General features: G+C 34.8%; 13 protein-coding genes and 1 pseudogene. 9 read left to right on the top strand and 5 right to left on the bottom strand.

What is annotated here, in order from left to right:
• The 9 genes and pseudogenes from ABJF52_RS04385 to ABJF52_RS04345 form a co-directional block, all read left to right on the top strand.
• A pseudogene (locus ABJF52_RS04385) lies at positions 1–1,095 on the top strand (hypothetical protein); the annotation flags it as partial.
• 465 nt (positions 1,096–1,560) lie between these two features.
• Positions 1,561–3,513 carry a hypothetical protein gene (locus tag ABJF52_RS04380; protein WP_348146831.1) on the top strand — a complete coding sequence of 651 codons (1,953 nt, stop codon included), beginning with the start codon at positions 1,561–1,563 and terminating at the stop codon, positions 3,511–3,513.
• A 29-nt stretch (positions 3,514–3,542) separates the two neighbouring features.
• Positions 3,543–5,564, top strand: coding sequence for a gliding motility-associated C-terminal domain-containing protein (locus tag ABJF52_RS04375; RefSeq protein WP_348146828.1), 2,022 nt, complete (start codon positions 3,543–3,545; stop codon positions 5,562–5,564).
• Positions 5,565–5,568: 4 nt separating this feature from the next.
• Positions 5,569–6,522 (top strand): type IX secretion system membrane protein PorP/SprF, encoded by a 954-nt coding sequence (locus ABJF52_RS04370; protein WP_348146825.1) that lies wholly within the window; start codon positions 5,569–5,571, stop codon positions 6,520–6,522.
• A gap of 419 nt (positions 6,523–6,941) precedes the next feature.
• Positions 6,942–9,788, top strand: coding sequence for a gliding motility-associated C-terminal domain-containing protein (locus tag ABJF52_RS04365; protein ID WP_348146822.1), 2,847 nt, complete (start codon positions 6,942–6,944; stop codon positions 9,786–9,788).
• Between the two features lie 90 nt (positions 9,789–9,878).
• Entirely contained in the window at positions 9,879–10,397 is a 519-nt protein-coding gene (gene idi / locus ABJF52_RS04360) for an isopentenyl-diphosphate Delta-isomerase (RefSeq protein WP_348146819.1), read from the top strand.
• A gap of 11 nt (positions 10,398–10,408) precedes the next feature.
• On the top strand, positions 10,409–10,819 hold the full coding sequence (locus ABJF52_RS04355; RefSeq protein ID WP_348146816.1) for a 6-carboxytetrahydropterin synthase: 411 nt from the start codon (positions 10,409–10,411) through the stop codon (positions 10,817–10,819).
• 66 nt (positions 10,820–10,885) lie between these two features.
• The gene (locus tag ABJF52_RS04350) at positions 10,886–11,854 is read left to right on the top strand and encodes a type I phosphomannose isomerase catalytic subunit (protein WP_348146813.1); all 969 of its coding nucleotides are present in this window, start codon (positions 10,886–10,888) and stop codon (positions 11,852–11,854) included.
• A gap of 44 nt (positions 11,855–11,898) precedes the next feature.
• Positions 11,899–12,168 carry a hypothetical protein gene (locus ABJF52_RS04345; protein WP_348146811.1) on the top strand — a complete coding sequence of 90 codons (270 nt, stop codon included), beginning with the start codon at positions 11,899–11,901 and terminating at the stop codon, positions 12,166–12,168.
• A gap of 43 nt (positions 12,169–12,211) precedes the next feature.
• Here the strand turns inward: ABJF52_RS04345 and ABJF52_RS04340 are convergent, their stop codons facing one another.
• The 5 genes from ABJF52_RS04340 to ABJF52_RS04320 form a co-directional block, all read right to left on the bottom strand.
• Complete coding sequence (locus tag ABJF52_RS04340) at positions 12,212–12,919, bottom strand: DUF4369 domain-containing protein (protein WP_348146808.1); 708 nt, start codon at positions 12,917–12,919, stop codon at positions 12,212–12,214.
• Positions 12,920–12,985: 66 nt separating this feature from the next.
• Positions 12,986–14,263 carry a DUF819 family protein gene (locus ABJF52_RS04335; RefSeq protein WP_348146805.1) on the bottom strand — a complete coding sequence of 426 codons (1,278 nt, stop codon included), beginning with the start codon at positions 14,261–14,263 and terminating at the stop codon, positions 12,986–12,988.
• Positions 14,264–14,296: 33 nt separating this feature from the next.
• The gene (locus tag ABJF52_RS04330; protein WP_348146802.1) at positions 14,297–15,097 is read right to left on the bottom strand and encodes a Cof-type HAD-IIB family hydrolase; all 801 of its coding nucleotides are present in this window, start codon (positions 15,095–15,097) and stop codon (positions 14,297–14,299) included.
• A gap of 16 nt (positions 15,098–15,113) precedes the next feature.
• Entirely contained in the window at positions 15,114–15,278 is a 165-nt protein-coding gene (locus ABJF52_RS04325) for an Arc family DNA binding domain-containing protein (RefSeq protein WP_153755480.1), read from the bottom strand.
• Positions 15,271–15,765 (bottom strand): hypothetical protein, encoded by a 495-nt coding sequence (locus ABJF52_RS04320; RefSeq protein WP_348146799.1) that lies wholly within the window; start codon positions 15,763–15,765, stop codon positions 15,271–15,273. The genes ABJF52_RS04325 and ABJF52_RS04320 overlap by 8 nt, the downstream gene beginning before the upstream one ends.
• Between the last annotated feature and the right edge of the window lies 1 nt (position 15,766).

Genomic DNA, 15,766 nt, shown 5'->3' with positions numbered 1-15,766 from the left:
CAACCCACAGTTGATGCTGGTTTAGATCAAACAATATGTAATGGTGATTCGGCAACATTAACGGCAACTCCAAGTGGTGGAACTGGTAGTGGTTATTCCTATTTGTGGAGTACAGGTGCAACTACCCAAAGTATTGTAGTCACTCCAACTGGAAATTCTAGCAGTAACGTTAATGTTGATTATTCTGTAACGGTAACAGATAGCAATAGTTGTTCAAATAATGATACAGTACGAGTTACAGTTGAACCTACACCTACAATTACCGTTTCTGATGCACCTAGTTGTAATTTTGCATTGTTTCAACCTACAACTTATACCTTAGAAGTTTCTGTAAGTTCTGGAACCGTAACGAGCACCTCAGGAACTGTCACAAATGTTTCAGGAACCATATGGGAAATTGCAGATGTAGCAGATGGAACTGATATAGTGGTTACAGTAACAGAAGGAAATTGTAGTAGCGATTTAAATGTGACAGCACCTAACTGTGCTTGTCCTACTGTCAACGCGCCAACTAGTGGAGGAAACCAAGAATATTGTTCAGGAAGTTCAATACCCACGTTAACAGCATCAGTTGGTGGTGGTGAAACTGTTGACTGGTTCGGTGCTTCATCAGGAGGAACGGCATTGGCATCTGGAACAACGAGTTATACACCAGTTAGTGCAGGTACCTATTATGCTGAAGCGAGAAGTACAACATTTGCAGGATGTACAAGTGCTTCACGTACAGCCATTTCCGTAACGGAGGAATCTCTATCTGTTGCTAATATTGGGCCCAATCAAAATGTTTTTGTAAATCAAGATGCAACTTTTACTGTGAGTACTGCTAATGCAGATACCTATCAATGGCAAGTAAGTACAGATGGTGGGTTAACATTTGTAAATATTTCTGATGGAGTGGAATACTCCGGTACGCAGACTACAACTTTATTAGTAAGTTCTGTTCAATTAGTAAAAGATCAATTCCTTTATCGTGTTAATGCATCGCTTTCGGGTTCATCTTGTAATCCGACTTCATCTAATAATGCAGTCCTAAATGTTAGGGTAAGAACAGTTATTACAAATAGAAGAATAACACACCGCGTAAAAAAGAATTGATCATAAAAACTAGTAGAATCTACTACATATTTACATGAGATAATTCTTACAATATATCTCTTAAACTCTTTGAAATACAGTGGTTAATCGATGAAATAGATTTTTTGAAACCTCATGTTTTAATGCCTATACAATGTATTTGATTGCTTACACAACAATTATTTTCAGTTGCTATGTGAAGGGTTAATTTTGTTAGGTGTAGTTAAATCACTAAAAGAATATGGTTTAATACCGCCCAAAGCATAAATATCTTAACCGCAAACTAACAATGCTTACTAAAAAAGTGTTAGGTCTTAATACAGAGATTAAAATATTAATCTTCTTATGGTTTTAAGAGCATTTTTATAGTGAATTTGTTTAGGGTTATTCAATTTAAATCTACCTATTTCTATACATGTTTGACTGTAATAAATTATGTAGAAATAAATGTTTGTGAATAAGACTATTGAAAGTAAAGTAATAGCTATGAGGAAAATAATTGTTGTTTTTGCATTTCTGATTTCAGGACTTGTATTTGGACAGACAACGGTTACATTGGAGGATCAATGTAATTGTGAAGTTTTAAGTGGGCCAGATGTTACTGCACCTGGTATGATAACTCCGGCAGGGGCTGATTTAGGAGATATTTATGTAAATACAAATACAGGCACCATTTATTTCTGGGACGGTGATTCTTGGGAGTTAACTTCAACAGATTTAAATACAACAAACGCTACTTTAACTGAAGATGGCACAAGCTTAATATTAACCGATAGCGATAATAATTCAGTTTCAATTTTGCTTTCAGATATTGCATCTAGTATCGATACAAATACAACGAATGTAACTTTCACAGTAAATAACGGTACCGGTACTTTAGATATCATGGACTCTGATAGTAACCTAGTTTCTGTTGCTTTATCTGATATTGCAACTGCTGTTAATACGGATAATCAAACATTATCAGAGGTGCTAGCGGATGGCAATGATGGAGGAGGAGCTGCTATTATAAATATAGCTAATCCAACCAATGCCCAAGACGCTGCAACTAAAGCTTATGTAGATGCATTGGATACTGATGATGCAGATTCTGACCCCAATAACGAGATACAAGATTTAGAAGATGTAATTGGCGAGGACCCCAGTGCAGGAAACAATGCTATTACAGATCTGGCTAATCCAACAAATGCGCAAGATGCAGCAACTAAAGCTTATGTAGATGCTTTGGATACTGATGACGCAGACTCGGACCCTACTAACGAATTAACCAATACAGGTTTAGGTGGTCCAACAGGAAGTCCAGTAAATGGAACGACTTATGTTGATACTGATACCGGACAATTATATGTATATGATGGAACTTGGCACCAAGTAGGAGGAAGTGCAACGCCGGCAGCTGATATTGTAACTACCCTTTCAACTATAGACAACATCACATATACTTATATTTCAGAGGATAATACAAGTACTTCATTTGATGGAACTGATGATCAAGATGGAGATGAAGTAGCTTTGGATGATATTGGTAATAATTTTACGACAGATAATGTGGAGGCAGCATTGGCTGAACTCGCTGGACGTACGGATAATGATACACAATATACGGCAGGTAGTGGTCTTGATTTAACGGGTACAGTATTTAGTGCTGAAATTAGTAGTACTTCAGGTAATGCACTTAGTGTTGATGCAAACGGACTTTATGTTTCTAATGTAGATAATGTAAATGATGCGGATTCCGTGATTGGAAACGAATCAGTAACTAATCTCGCTTTTGATGGAACGACCTTAACATTAACACAAGATGGAGCTGCTAATCGGACAGTAAATTTAAGTGCTGTTGACACCAATACGCAATACACAGCAGGTAGCGGTCTTGACTTAACAGGTACGGTGTTTAGTGCAGATATAAGTGGTACAGCGGGAAATATATTATCAGTTGACGGAGATGGGCTATATGCTACACAATCAGATGACCAGTATGACGACGAAGTGCCATTAAGAGTAGCAATGGATGTTGACGATGCAGGTAAAATAGCTGCTGAGGTTAGTGATGAAACTAATGTACAAGAGGTTATACAGGCAATTGCGCCAATAACATCTAAAGCCGCACGAATATTTTATCCTCCATCAATAGCTATAGATGCCTCAACAGTTGGAACTGATACTGTTGACTTGTACGCACAATATTTAGATCAATTTGGATCTCCAATGGTTGCCAGTTCTGGTCCAGGAGCTGGTAATACTGCTCCTTCCGCTATTCCTACTTATAGTGCGACAGAATTGTACTATTATGTTACGTATGCAGATGTTGATGTTTTTGGTAACGGAACAACGGTTCAAAATATGTCAATTGATGAAAATGGTGTGTTATCCTATGAGGTTTTTAATCAACCTGCAGATTACAATTCTTTAATTAATGTTGTTTTCGTAGTTAAATAACCAATAAATCAAAATCGAGCCAAATCAATTTGAATAAAATACCTACATATAAAAAAATTGTTCTCACTTTTATTTTCACCTTATTCGGGTTGGCAATTTCTAATGCTCAATTTTTGCTGGAGGTTCCGCCAAATACTGCAAATGAAATTAGAACGAATTATCGATGGTATGAGGCTCAAGATACAAACACCGTATTAAGTGTTGATTCATTTTTAGAGGTAACAGAGCAAGGAGTATATTTTGCTACCTATGATGGAACTTTATGTGGAAAGAATGCTACTAGTTATTTTATAGTTACTAATTGTAATTCGCCACATAATGAAGTGACTTTAGATATTACAGATAATCCTATCCCACCAGGAGCCACATTATCTTGGAACCCAACTGTTAGTGGTAATCAATCTAGTCCTACTGTTATAGCTACCCAAACTCCTCAAACTTACATTGTAACTATAACAAAGGCTGGAAATAGTAAAGACTTACCTGTTTTTAGAGTTGTTTGTATTAATGAAGCAGCAAATTTAGTAGATGATACAGTTGCAACTGATGAAGATGTTGCAATAGTAGTTGATATTTATGCGAACGATAGTGATTTACCTTTAATAGGTAATCTAACTACTACAAGTCCATCGAACGGAACCGTTACAATTGATAATAATGGCACGCCAAACAATCTAACTGATGATATTGTAACCTACACGCCAGACGCAGATTATAATGGTCCTGATTCTTTTGACTATACTATTTGTAATTCTTTTGGAGATTGTAGTACTGCAACGGTGAGTGTCGATGTTCTTCCGATTGTTGATGCTATAGATGATTCAGTGGTGACAACTGAAGACTCCTCAATTACAATTGAAATTTTATCAAATGATAACGATTTACCTTCCGTTGGAACTATGGTTGTAACGAATCCGTCCAATGGAACTATAGTCATTAATAATAATGGAACTACTAACAATCCTTCTGATGATAATATAACGTATACGCCAAACTCTGGTTTTATTGGTACTGACACATTTACGTATACTATTTGTGATGATGTAGGTAATTGCAGCACAGCAACTGTAACTGTTGTAGTTACTGATGCTATTGATTTAGATTCGGATAAGGATGGTATTGTAGATAGTTTTGAAGACTTAAACCTAGATGGTGATGGAGATCCTTCAACCAACCCTACGGATTCTGATAACGATGGAATTGCTGATTATTTGGATTTAGACAGTGATAATGATGGCATACCAGATAATATTGAAGCTCAAACGACGGTTGATTACATCGCTCCAGATGGAATCGATTTAAATGGAAATGGTTTGGATGATGTTTACGAAACTAATGGGAATCTTGGCTTATTTCCAACTGATACTGATGGTGATTCTTTGCCGGATTATTTGGATGAAGATAGTGATAATGACAATGTTCCAGATGCAATAGAAGCTCATGATAATAATCAAGATGGTATTGCAGATGTAACTGTGTTAGGGGTAGATAGCGATTCCGATGGATTGGATGATGCTTTTGAAGATTCAGTCTTAATAGATATAGACGTTAATGATGAGATTAGCGACCCGTATACCGATTTACCAAATACAGATGGTGATAATGAACCAGATTATCGAGATTCGGATGATGATGATGATGGTATTCCGACTATTGATGAAGATTTGGATGCTGATGGAAATTATGCTAACGACGATACTAATAGCAATGGCATACCAAATTATTTAGAACCTAACGCTACAGAAGACGAAATCGAAGTATTTAACGTTATTACACCCAATGGTGATGGAGTACATGATGTATTGACCATTTCGGGATTAGAGAATTATCCGGTTAATACGCTTAAAATATTCAATAGGTGGGGGGTTTTAGTATACGCTACTAACGCTTACAATACCGAAGGAAATGTATTCGATGGTAGTTCAGAAGGACGGGTGACATTGGCACAAGGTAAAGATTTGCCAGTAGGGACTTACTTCTACATCTTAGATTATGAAGATGCAACAAGTACAACAAAATCATTATCGGGTTACCTGTATATAAATAGATAAAATTATGGGCTTAAGAAGACCACATAAACATTACGTTGCCACACTGTTAGTGAATATTATAATTTTAATATTTATGACTAGTGTATCACTTTATGGGCAACAAGATGCTCAGTATACCCAATATATGTATAATACAGTTAGTGTTAATCCTGGTTATGCCGGATCTAGAGGACATATGAGTATTGCAGCATTACATCGTTCGCAATGGGCCGGACTAGATGGTGCGCCAACTACACAAACTTTAAATCTTCATACACCGGTAGGCTATAAGGGGGTAGGCTTGGGTTTTTCAGTGGTTAACGATATAATTGGACCTACATCAGAAACTAATTTTGATGTTGATTTTTCATATACTATATATACTTCAAATGAGGGTCGCTTAAGTTTTGGACTTAAAGCCAGTGCTCATTTATTGGATATACGATTTTCAGAATTAAATCAATATGCGCCTGATGCTGCCTTAGAAAACGATGTGGATAACCAGTTTTCACCAAATTTTGGTGCAGGTGTTTATTATCATAATGAAAGATTTTATGCTGGTTTATCTGTACCGAGGTTTCTACAAACATCACATTTTGATGAGAGCTCATTGTCTACAGCTCAAGAGCGAATGAACTTTTATTTTATCACAGGTTATGTATGGGATTTAAGTAGGTTTGTAAAATTTAAACCTACTTTGTTGACTAAAGTCGTACAAGGAGCACCATTACAAGTTGATTTATCAGCAAATTTTATGTTGAATGATAAATTTATTTTCGGAGCAGGTTATCGTTGGAGTGCTGCTGTTAGTGGTATGGTAGGATTTAATGTATCGGATGGTTTTATGTTAGGAATGGCCTATGATCGCGAAACTACTGATTTAGGAGATGCTTCTTTTAATGATGGTTCTTTTGAAATTATAATTCGATATGACTTTATAAAAACAAGAGGTCATTTAAAATCACCTAGATTTTTCTAATCGATACCTTGTCATATATTACCTTATGAATCCTTTCGCTGATACCTATATTTTGATGTAGGTAAAAACTTTGAAGTTTATATTTAAAATCATTTTTCTTGTAGAATTATTTCTATAAAAATAGCCGTAATCTCGGAAAGATTACCTACCAAAAATCATCTTTCTATAGCATAATCTATATTGTTAAACATCCTATAATTTTATTTTTGGTATAAGCACTACGTCAATGAAATTGGTAGTTGAACTGTATTCCGCAAAACCCTATACTGCATATTTATACGTTCAACTCCACCTTTTAAATATATAGTGCCCATAAGTCGAAAATAATTACAACAACAACGTTGAATTTTTGAGTAAAGATTTACTGAAATTATCTTTGAATTTGAACTTAATCCCAAATCTGTTCAAAAACTTTGATTATGAAGAAAACCTACTCTTCCAATTTAGTTCAATTTTTCATCTGTATAGTGGCCATCTTTGGTTGCACGCTAAAAATGCATAGTCAGGCTAATTCTATTAGAACTGGTGTAACTTTTAATTGGAGTAATACTCAGTCCTCGGTAAGTGATCCGGCAAATATTCAATCTATAAATATTGAAGGCGTAGATTATACAACATTCGTTGTGCCTTCTTCATATGAGATGACGCGTTTAGGCCCAGGAGGTGATGTTGAAAATAATATTTGGCTCGATGGTTCTCAAATTGTAACAGGTAGTGATGATCCAAATTGGATTCCTAGAGCATTAAGTGCATATCAATCATTGGACTTAAATCACTATTTTCAATCGCAGAATAATGGAGCAGATTTTTGCAATGATTATACCGCAATTACAACTACCAATGCTCAAATTCAAACAATTAGATACAACCCAGGTATACCTTCGAATCCTGATGGTGTTCTTGCTGTAACTGAACGCGGTGGTAATAATTGTATGTATATTGAACTTTATGGTATTCCTGCAGGTGGGGGTGCCGAACAATTACTTGGACGTACGTTTATTAGAAACGAAGGAAATTTAACGGGTGTAATTCCTCAAGCTCAACCAACTGCCAATAGTGATTATTGGAGTAGTGGAAGAAATAATGAAAATAATCAAGTAATAGGTATTGCACTTTATGAACTTTCAGAATTGGCACCAGTTGGTTCTACCATAAACTCTATTCGATATATGGGAGCAACAAATGATCATGGAGATGGAAAGTTCTTTTTAATGCAAACTTATGCTGAAGATGACAGTCTTAGAATAAAATTAGATCGCGAAGGAAATGGCGATATTGCAGCAAATGATATGGTACCACCCGGTAGTACGTATACTTTAAGTTCAACAACTTCTAATGGGACTTTAATGTTCAATGCTGATGGTACTTTTAATTATTTGCCAAACCCTGGTTTTACTGGTAATGATACTTTTGAATATGAAGTTTGTCTTCCTGCTCCTAATACGGCAGTTTGTGATACTGGTACAGCAATTATTATAATTAAACTAGAAGCTATTTTTGACAATGTAAATGTTTCACAAAACTCTTCGAACAACATTATTTATGTTCTTGATAATGATAATTTTGGTAGTTCTGGTCCTCGCGTGGATGGCGCAATCACAAATTTTACATCGCCAACAAATGGAAGTGTAACAGTAAATAATAATGGTACTCCGGCAGATACTTACGATGATTTTTTCGAGTATACACCGAATGCAAATTATATAGGGACTGACTTTTTTGACTATGAAATTACCGATGCCGTTGGTAGTGTTGATATCGCATCTGTATACATTACAATAGCATATGATACTGATGCTGATTTAATTAATGATAGAACTGATTTGGATGATGATAATGATGGTATCCTTGATAGTGTTGAAGGTCAGGAATGTATTGATGATGACTATTTCGCATGGGAATTTAATTCTCCCGTAGGTACCAGAACAAACGATTACGTTCAAAACCCTGCAATCACCAATTGGCTTGTGTCAAATACAACAAACGTTGTTACCGGAGCAGGTTTAACAGGAAATTCGCCAGCTGCTGAGTTGCAATTGACAGGTTTAGATGCAATTACTTATGCAGGTGCGATCGCAGCAAACGAATATGTCGAAGTAAGTTTTACTACGGCTTCCGGTTTAATAAACCCAATGATTGAAAGAATTGGAATGAACTGGTATAGAAATTCTAATGGTACTACTATTGGTAATTCATATGATGTGGCTATGGAAATTTCTAAAGATAATTTTGCAACTTCTATATTATTATACTCAGACATTAGAATACACTATCCTACAAATGGAGTTTCAGAGTTTTTTGATTTAACACCTGCAGGTTCTAGCTTTAACCTGGAAGAGAATACTACATATACTATTCGTTTGTATACGTATAATCAACAAGATGATGGAAATGTAGACTACTCCGTATTTGATGATTTTACGGTACGCGTTTCAGCTTGTGAAGAGCAAAATAGCGATAGTGATGATATTCCTGACCATTTAGATGCTGATAGTGATAATGATTTTTGTTATGATGTCTCAGAAGCTGGCCATGCCGATGCCGATGGCGACGGATTTTTAGGTGACTCACCCGTTGTTGTGGATGCTGACGGATTAATTATTGGTCAAGGTGGATTTACAGGTACGACAACAGAGGTTACAACACCGCATCAAATGGTAACGACTATTTCATCACCTACAGATCAAACGGTTAACCAAGGGGATAATGTAAGTTTCACTGCTACCGCTGACGGTACTGCAATTACCTATCAGTGGGAAGAAAGTACTGATGGTGGTGTAAATTGGAACCAACTTACAGATTCAGGAATTTACTCAGGTGTAACTACAACAACCTTAACTATTTCGAATATTCCATTTTCTTTACATTCAAATGTATATCAACTGGTAATAACTGATCCAAATAATCCTTGTATTTCGGAGTTTTTCACGGATGCGGCATTAATTACAGTGAACCAGCAAGAAGATGAATTGGAAGTGTTTAATGTGGTAACACCTAATAACGACGGTGTGCACGATGTGCTAACTATAAGAAATATTGAAAGTTACCCAACTAACGATATTCAAATTTATAATCGCTGGGGTATTTTGGTATATGAAACATTGGGTTACAATAATTTAAATAACAGTTTTGATGGTTATTCAAGAGGTAGAACAACCGTTAATCAAAATGAAAGATTACCTGTAGGCACGTATTATTATATCCTAAATTATACAGATAACAATGCAATGATGAAGGAATTAGCCGGGTACCTGTACCTCAATTAAAATTTATATAAAAGGTTTTCAATACAGCAATCTAATTTGATGAAAATTAGGTTGCTTTTTTTTACGATATAAACAGCCTATTTTTGTGTAATGGTTGAAGAAGAAAAAGTAATTCTGGTCAATGAAAATGACGAAGAGTTAGGCACTATGCCCAAAATGGAAGCTCATGAAAAAGCTGTCTTGCATAGGGCTTTTTCCGTTTTTATTATGAATAAGAATGGAGAAACAATGTTGCAACAAAGGGCAGCCGATAAATATCATTCTCCACTTTTATGGACCAACACCTGTTGTAGCCATCAAAGACTTGGAGAGACTAATATTGAAGCAGGTAAACGCAGATTGCAGGAGGAAATGGGCTTTACTACAGAACTTAGAGAACTTTTCTCATTTGTATATAAAGCTCCATTTGATAACGGACTTACTGAACATGAATTAGACCATGTAATGTTAGGGCATTTTGAAGGTGAACCTATTATTAATACTACAGAGGTAGCTGGTTGGAAATGGATGAAACCGGCAGCAATTAAGGAGGATATTGATAATTCTCCTGAAAACTATACAGCGTGGTTCAAGATTATTTTTGAGCGTTTTTACGATCATATAAATTAAAACCCTGGAATATGGCTAAAGTCAAAGTTAGTAGAAAAGCACATTTTAATGCTGCGCATAGACTCTATCATAAAGATTGGAGTGATGAAAAAAACGCTGCTATTTTCGGTAAATGTAGTAATCCAAATTACCATGGCCATAATTACGAATTAATTGTTAGTGTTGCTGGTGAAATTGATCCCGAAACAGGATTTGTGATGGATATGAAGGTCCTGAAAGACCTGATAAAGCTTGAAGTTGAAGAAGCTTTGGATCATAAAAATTTAAATGTTGAAGTTGCTGAATTTAAAATTATAAATCCGACTGCTGAGAACATTGCTGTGTATATTTTTAACAAGCTACGCCCACATATAGTAGCCGCTAATGAATTAGAAGTAACCCTATATGAAACACCAAGGAATTTTGTTACCTATAAGGGTTGAAAATATTTTGTAGGAAAATACGTTGTAATATCAATATTTCTTAATTTTTCAATTCAACCAAATATCATGAATGCATATCCATTAAAGTTTTACCCTATATTAAAAGAGCGTCTTTGGGGTGGTAAAAAATTGCAAACTGTTTTAGAAAAAAAGATAAACTCTGATATAACTGGTGAAAGCTGGGAAGTATCAACGGTAGAAGGAGATATATCTACTGTTGCTAATGGCAGTCTTTTAGGTAAAACACTGCAAGAATTAATTGAGCAGAATCCTGAAGATTTATTGGGTAAGAGCGTTTATGAAAGATTTGGTAAAGAGTTTCCTATTCTTATTAAGTTTATTGATGCAAAATTGGACTTATCAATTCAATTACACCCTAATGACGAATTAGCAAAAGAACGTCATAATTCATTCGGAAAAACTGAAATGTGGTATATAATGAATGCTGATGATGATGCTAGTTTAATTGTTGGTTTTAATAAAGATGTAACCAAAGAAGAATATGCTCAAAGTCTAGAGGACGATAAACTACTTGAGTTGTTGAATTACGAAAAAGTAAAAGAAGGTGATACATTTTTTATTAATACCGGTAAAATTCATGCAATTGGGGCAGGGGTAATGCTCGCTGAAATTCAACAGACTTCCGATATTACTTATAGAGTATTCGATTTTAACAGGAGAGATAAAGAAGGTAATCTCAGAGAATTGCATACAGAACAAGCTCTTGATGCGATTGATTACCAAAGGAAAGACGATTTTAAGGTGGACTATGCGAAAGAAGTAAATCACGTTAATGAGATGGTTGATTGTCCTTATTTTAATACAAAATATTTAAATCTTTCTCAAGATTTAAATCAAGATGTTACCGAAAGAGACTCATTTACTATTTATATGTGTGTAGATGGAGTTGCCACAATAGAAAGTGAAGGAGGTTCGGAATCAATTAAGAAAGGCGAAACACTTTTATTACCTGCAAAGTGTGCTACCATTAATATTCAAACTACTGGAGCTAAACTTTTGGAGATAACCATTTAAGCAGTCCGTTTTTTAGCTGTATTTTTGTAAAAATTAAAGAAACAATGGCAAGTGTAAGAGGTTTAAAAAAAGATATCAATAATGTTTTAGGTGATATCATAGAAGCAGTTTATATAGTAGAAGCTAGTAATGGTACTACGATATCAAAAGAAGGAGAAGGTATTATCGATAATGTTTTCAGTACATTCGAAGATTTAATTGCTAAAGTAAATCAAAGAAAAGTTGAAAATAGAAAATCACATTTAAACTCAGTTAAAAATGAGCTTGAGACAAAAGCACGTGATTTAGTTGAGCAAGTAAATAAATTAGGATAATTTTCTTAAGAGTACATTGAGAGACTGTTTTGTAAACAGTCTCTTATTTTTTGTCCAAACTTTCCAAATGCTTAGATAAAGCTTTACCGTATTTTGAATCGGCAACATTTGGCGTTAAACTATTTGCTATTGAGTCTAAGTATATCTTATTAGCATCAGCTACTTCGTTTAAAGCTATATATGGAGCGATATAAGAATCAGTATTATTCAAAGCAAAATTAAGAGCGTATAAATAACTTCTTAAAACGTTCTTTTCATTTAACTTTATTAAAGAATCTACCTCTGTAGTACTAAGCTCTAATTCAGAATTATTAGCATATTGAAGGATTTCTAAATCTTTTTTATTGAATTGCGACATAGTTTCTTGATATTCCTCCCATTTTTTTTGAGTAGCAGACCCTTCAATTGTTGCATTCGTGTCAAAAGTATTCCAGCTTGTATTGATGGTTATAGCACCTGGTTCTGCAAAAAAGGTAATTCTATCGTTGATATCATTGTTGTCTTTTTTGTTTAAATATAAATAATAGAATTCAGGACTTTCTAATTCAGCTTTTAAAGAGTAATTACCATCTCCTGAAATCTCTAACGAATCAACGGTCGTTAAAATAGTGTCATTTAAATGCTGCAGATATAATACGCCTTTTTTAAGACCTTTTATATTACCCGAAACTGTCATTGTTTCTTTTTTACTTTCTTCCTGACAAGAAATAATAACAATTGCGATACAAAATAAAACTAAAAACTTTCTCATTTGTCTTTTTTAATAGGCCGCAAATATCATGAATTAATTTAGATTAATAATGCTTATGACCAAATTCTAGACCTGCGACGCAACTTCCATGAGCAATGCACAAATATAGGCGCCAGCGGTACCTACAACATACCCAAAAACAGCTAATAGAATCCCCACTGAAGTTAAAGAAGGATGAAATTCAGCAGCAACCACTGGCGCAGATGCGGCTCCGCCCACGTTTGCTTGACTGCCAACAGCCAAAAAGAAAAACGGTGCTTTAATTAGCTTTGCCATTAAAATTAATAGGCCTGCATGAATTGAAATCCAAAGTAATCCTATAACAATTAACCCCGGATTTTCAAGTACTTTCCCGAGATCCATTTGCATACCAATTGTAGCTACCAAAATATATATGAACATTCCCCCAATTTTACTTGCACCCGCTCCTTCATAATTTTTAGCTTTGGTAAATGAAAGCGCAATTCCTACTGCTGTTGCAAAAACTACCATCCAAAGAAATTTGGAACTCAATGAGGAGAAAAAATTATCTTTATCTCTTATGACTTCAAATGTATTTTCTAATAAACCCGAAAAGTTATTTCCTAAGAAGTGTGCCAAGCCGACTGCCGTAAACGATAAGGAAAGCATAATTATATAATCGGGTAGGGTAGTGATGCGTGTAATTCTTTCGGTATGTTCAGAAACTTTTATTTTCAATTTTTCAATTGATGAAGTATCGGCTTTTAACCATTTATCTATTTTTTTAGTTTTGCCTACGCCTAATAAAATAATGGCCATCCATAGGTTAGCAACAACAATGTCAACAAGTACCATACCACCAAATTTATCCGGATTGTATTTGAAAATTTCATACATGGCTGCTTGATTGGCACCTCCACCTATCCAACTTCCTGCAATGGTAGCGAGCCCTCTCCAAATAGCGTCTGGCCCACTGCCACCAACAGTTTCTGGAGAAAATATAGAGACAATTAAAATTGCAATTGGTCCACCTATCATTATGCCAATTGAACCAGTAAAAAACATAATTAATGCCTTAGGACCTAAATTTATTATGCCTTTTAAATCGATACTTAAGGTCATTAAAACTAGTGCTGCGGGTAATAAATACCGACTAGCCATAAAGTATAAATTAGAAGTTTCATCAGAAATTATGCCCATACTTGTTAGAATACCAGGTAATAAATAACACATTAATACAGTAGGTACAATCTTGTAGAATTTATTCCAAAAACCTGTTTTAATGGAGGAGGTATAAAATACAAATCCGAGACAAAGTGCTAATAGCCCAAAAACTATGGTGTCATCAGCTATAAGTGGTTGGGGTATTATTTTATCGGTCATTTAAAATTGTAATTACTTCAATCTCAAATATACTCAAATTAGGTGTTCCTTTATAAAGTGTGCAACGCCGTCTTCTGTATTTTTTAGTGCTGTGTAATCAGCTATAGCTTTAACTGCCTCTCTACCATTTGCTACGGCTACACCCACACCGGAGTGTTGAAGCATTTCAGTATCATTGTAATTATCACCAAAAGAAATTACATCTGATAACGATTCATTCTTTTTAAGCAACAATTGAATGGCCGATAATTTTGAAACTGATTTTGGTGCTAATTCTATTAATGTATCGTTCGAGCGATATATATTTATTTGTTCGCTAAATCTTTCAACAAGTATTGGAAAAATTTTATCAGACGAAGCCTTAGTTCCCATCATCATTATTTTATGAGCACTAATATTTCTCGATTTCCAATCAACTAAAGTTTCAGAGGTATTTCTGAAAATTGGTTCCGTACATGTATATTTTATTTCTTTCTCTACGCGTTCGGAAGTTTCCTCAACATACCACTCGCTGTTGTAATATAAACCAAGTTTAATGTTATCAGCTTCAGCTAATAAAAACACACTTTCTACGGTTTCAAAATTTATGGTATCTGAAAATATTTCGGTAGTCCCGTCAATGACTAAGGCTCCATTATAACATATAATAGGTTGATTTTCAATAGTTAATCTTTTTTGGAGGTAGGTCATGGATTGCGGCATTCGCGCTGAAACCAAAATGACTTTGGTTCTTTCTTTTATTCGTGCAATTTCGGAAATAGTAAAATCTGAAACATCACTTTTTGTAGTTAGGAGAGTTCCATCTAAATCAGAACAAAGTACTTTAAAATTCATATGAATGGGGATGGATTTAGTTGTTTTTATCTTTGGGATTCCTTTTTGCCTCTTTTAAAGTCTTCATTAACATCCATTCTATTTGCCCATTAGTACTGCGAAATTCATCAGCAGCCCATTTTTCAATTGCTTTGAGCATATCTTCATTTAAACGCAGTGCAAAAGCTTTCTTCTTACTCATCCCCTTTATTAAAATACCGGTGAATTACCTGTTCTACATCTTTTTCTTTCTGAGTGCCAATAAGAATTTTTTCTTTGCTTTTTAATTCTAATTGTATGCCTTTATTACCGCTAACATTGTAAGCTTTGTTTTTACTAAATGTGCCTCGAAATCCCCATCCGCCATACTCACTTATAGGTTTGTATATACGCAGGTAACATTCTCCAATTTCTGACCATCGAATAGTTTTTTTAGAAAATTGAAATGGAAGAAATTGATAATGAACACCAATCTCATCAATAGCAGTTTTTAATCGCATTAAAACTAACAATAGTATCACAGGTACAATGGTGAATATACCAATAATTAAGACAATTGAATATTCAGTAAATCCTTCAACAATAGAGAAATGATGATAACTATCGTAAATAATCACTCCAAAAATGGCTAGGAACAAAAGCCATAACCACCATTGGTTAAACCGTTGTGTTTCATTAAAAACGCGCATA

Source organism: Aurantibacter sp. (genome assembly GCF_039941195.1).
Classification (GTDB): Bacteria; Bacteroidota; Bacteroidia; order Flavobacteriales; family Flavobacteriaceae; genus Aurantibacter_A.
The sequence above is the reverse complement of the archived record's forward strand: the minus strand, read 5'-3'. Positions and strand labels throughout refer to the sequence as shown.

Coding starts and splice junctions, on each gene's coding strand:
- ABJF52_RS04325 (WP_153755480.1), bottom strand. CDS start 15,278: ATGAGTAAGAAGAAAGCTTTTGCACTGCGTTTAAATGAAGATATGCTC.
- idi (WP_348146819.1), top strand. CDS start 9,879: ATGGTTGAAGAAGAAAAAGTAATTCTGGTCAATGAAAATGACGAAGAG.
- ABJF52_RS04340 (WP_348146808.1), bottom strand. CDS start 12,919: ATGAGAAAGTTTTTAGTTTTATTTTGTATCGCAATTGTTATTATTTCT.
- ABJF52_RS04345 (WP_348146811.1), top strand. CDS start 11,899: ATGGCAAGTGTAAGAGGTTTAAAAAAAGATATCAATAATGTTTTAGGT.
- ABJF52_RS04350 (WP_348146813.1), top strand. CDS start 10,886: ATGAATGCATATCCATTAAAGTTTTACCCTATATTAAAAGAGCGTCTT.
- ABJF52_RS04335 (WP_348146805.1), bottom strand. CDS start 14,263: ATGACCGATAAAATAATACCCCAACCACTTATAGCTGATGACACCATA.
- ABJF52_RS04330 (WP_348146802.1), bottom strand. CDS start 15,097: ATGAATTTTAAAGTACTTTGTTCTGATTTAGATGGAACTCTCCTAACT.
- ABJF52_RS04380 (WP_348146831.1), top strand. CDS start 1,561: ATGAGGAAAATAATTGTTGTTTTTGCATTTCTGATTTCAGGACTTGTA.
- ABJF52_RS04320 (WP_348146799.1), bottom strand. CDS start 15,765: ATGCGCGTTTTTAATGAAACACAACGGTTTAACCAATGGTGGTTATGG.
- ABJF52_RS04370 (WP_348146825.1), top strand. CDS start 5,569: ATGGGCTTAAGAAGACCACATAAACATTACGTTGCCACACTGTTAGTG.
- ABJF52_RS04355 (WP_348146816.1), top strand. CDS start 10,409: ATGGCTAAAGTCAAAGTTAGTAGAAAAGCACATTTTAATGCTGCGCAT.
- ABJF52_RS04365 (WP_348146822.1), top strand. CDS start 6,942: ATGAAGAAAACCTACTCTTCCAATTTAGTTCAATTTTTCATCTGTATA.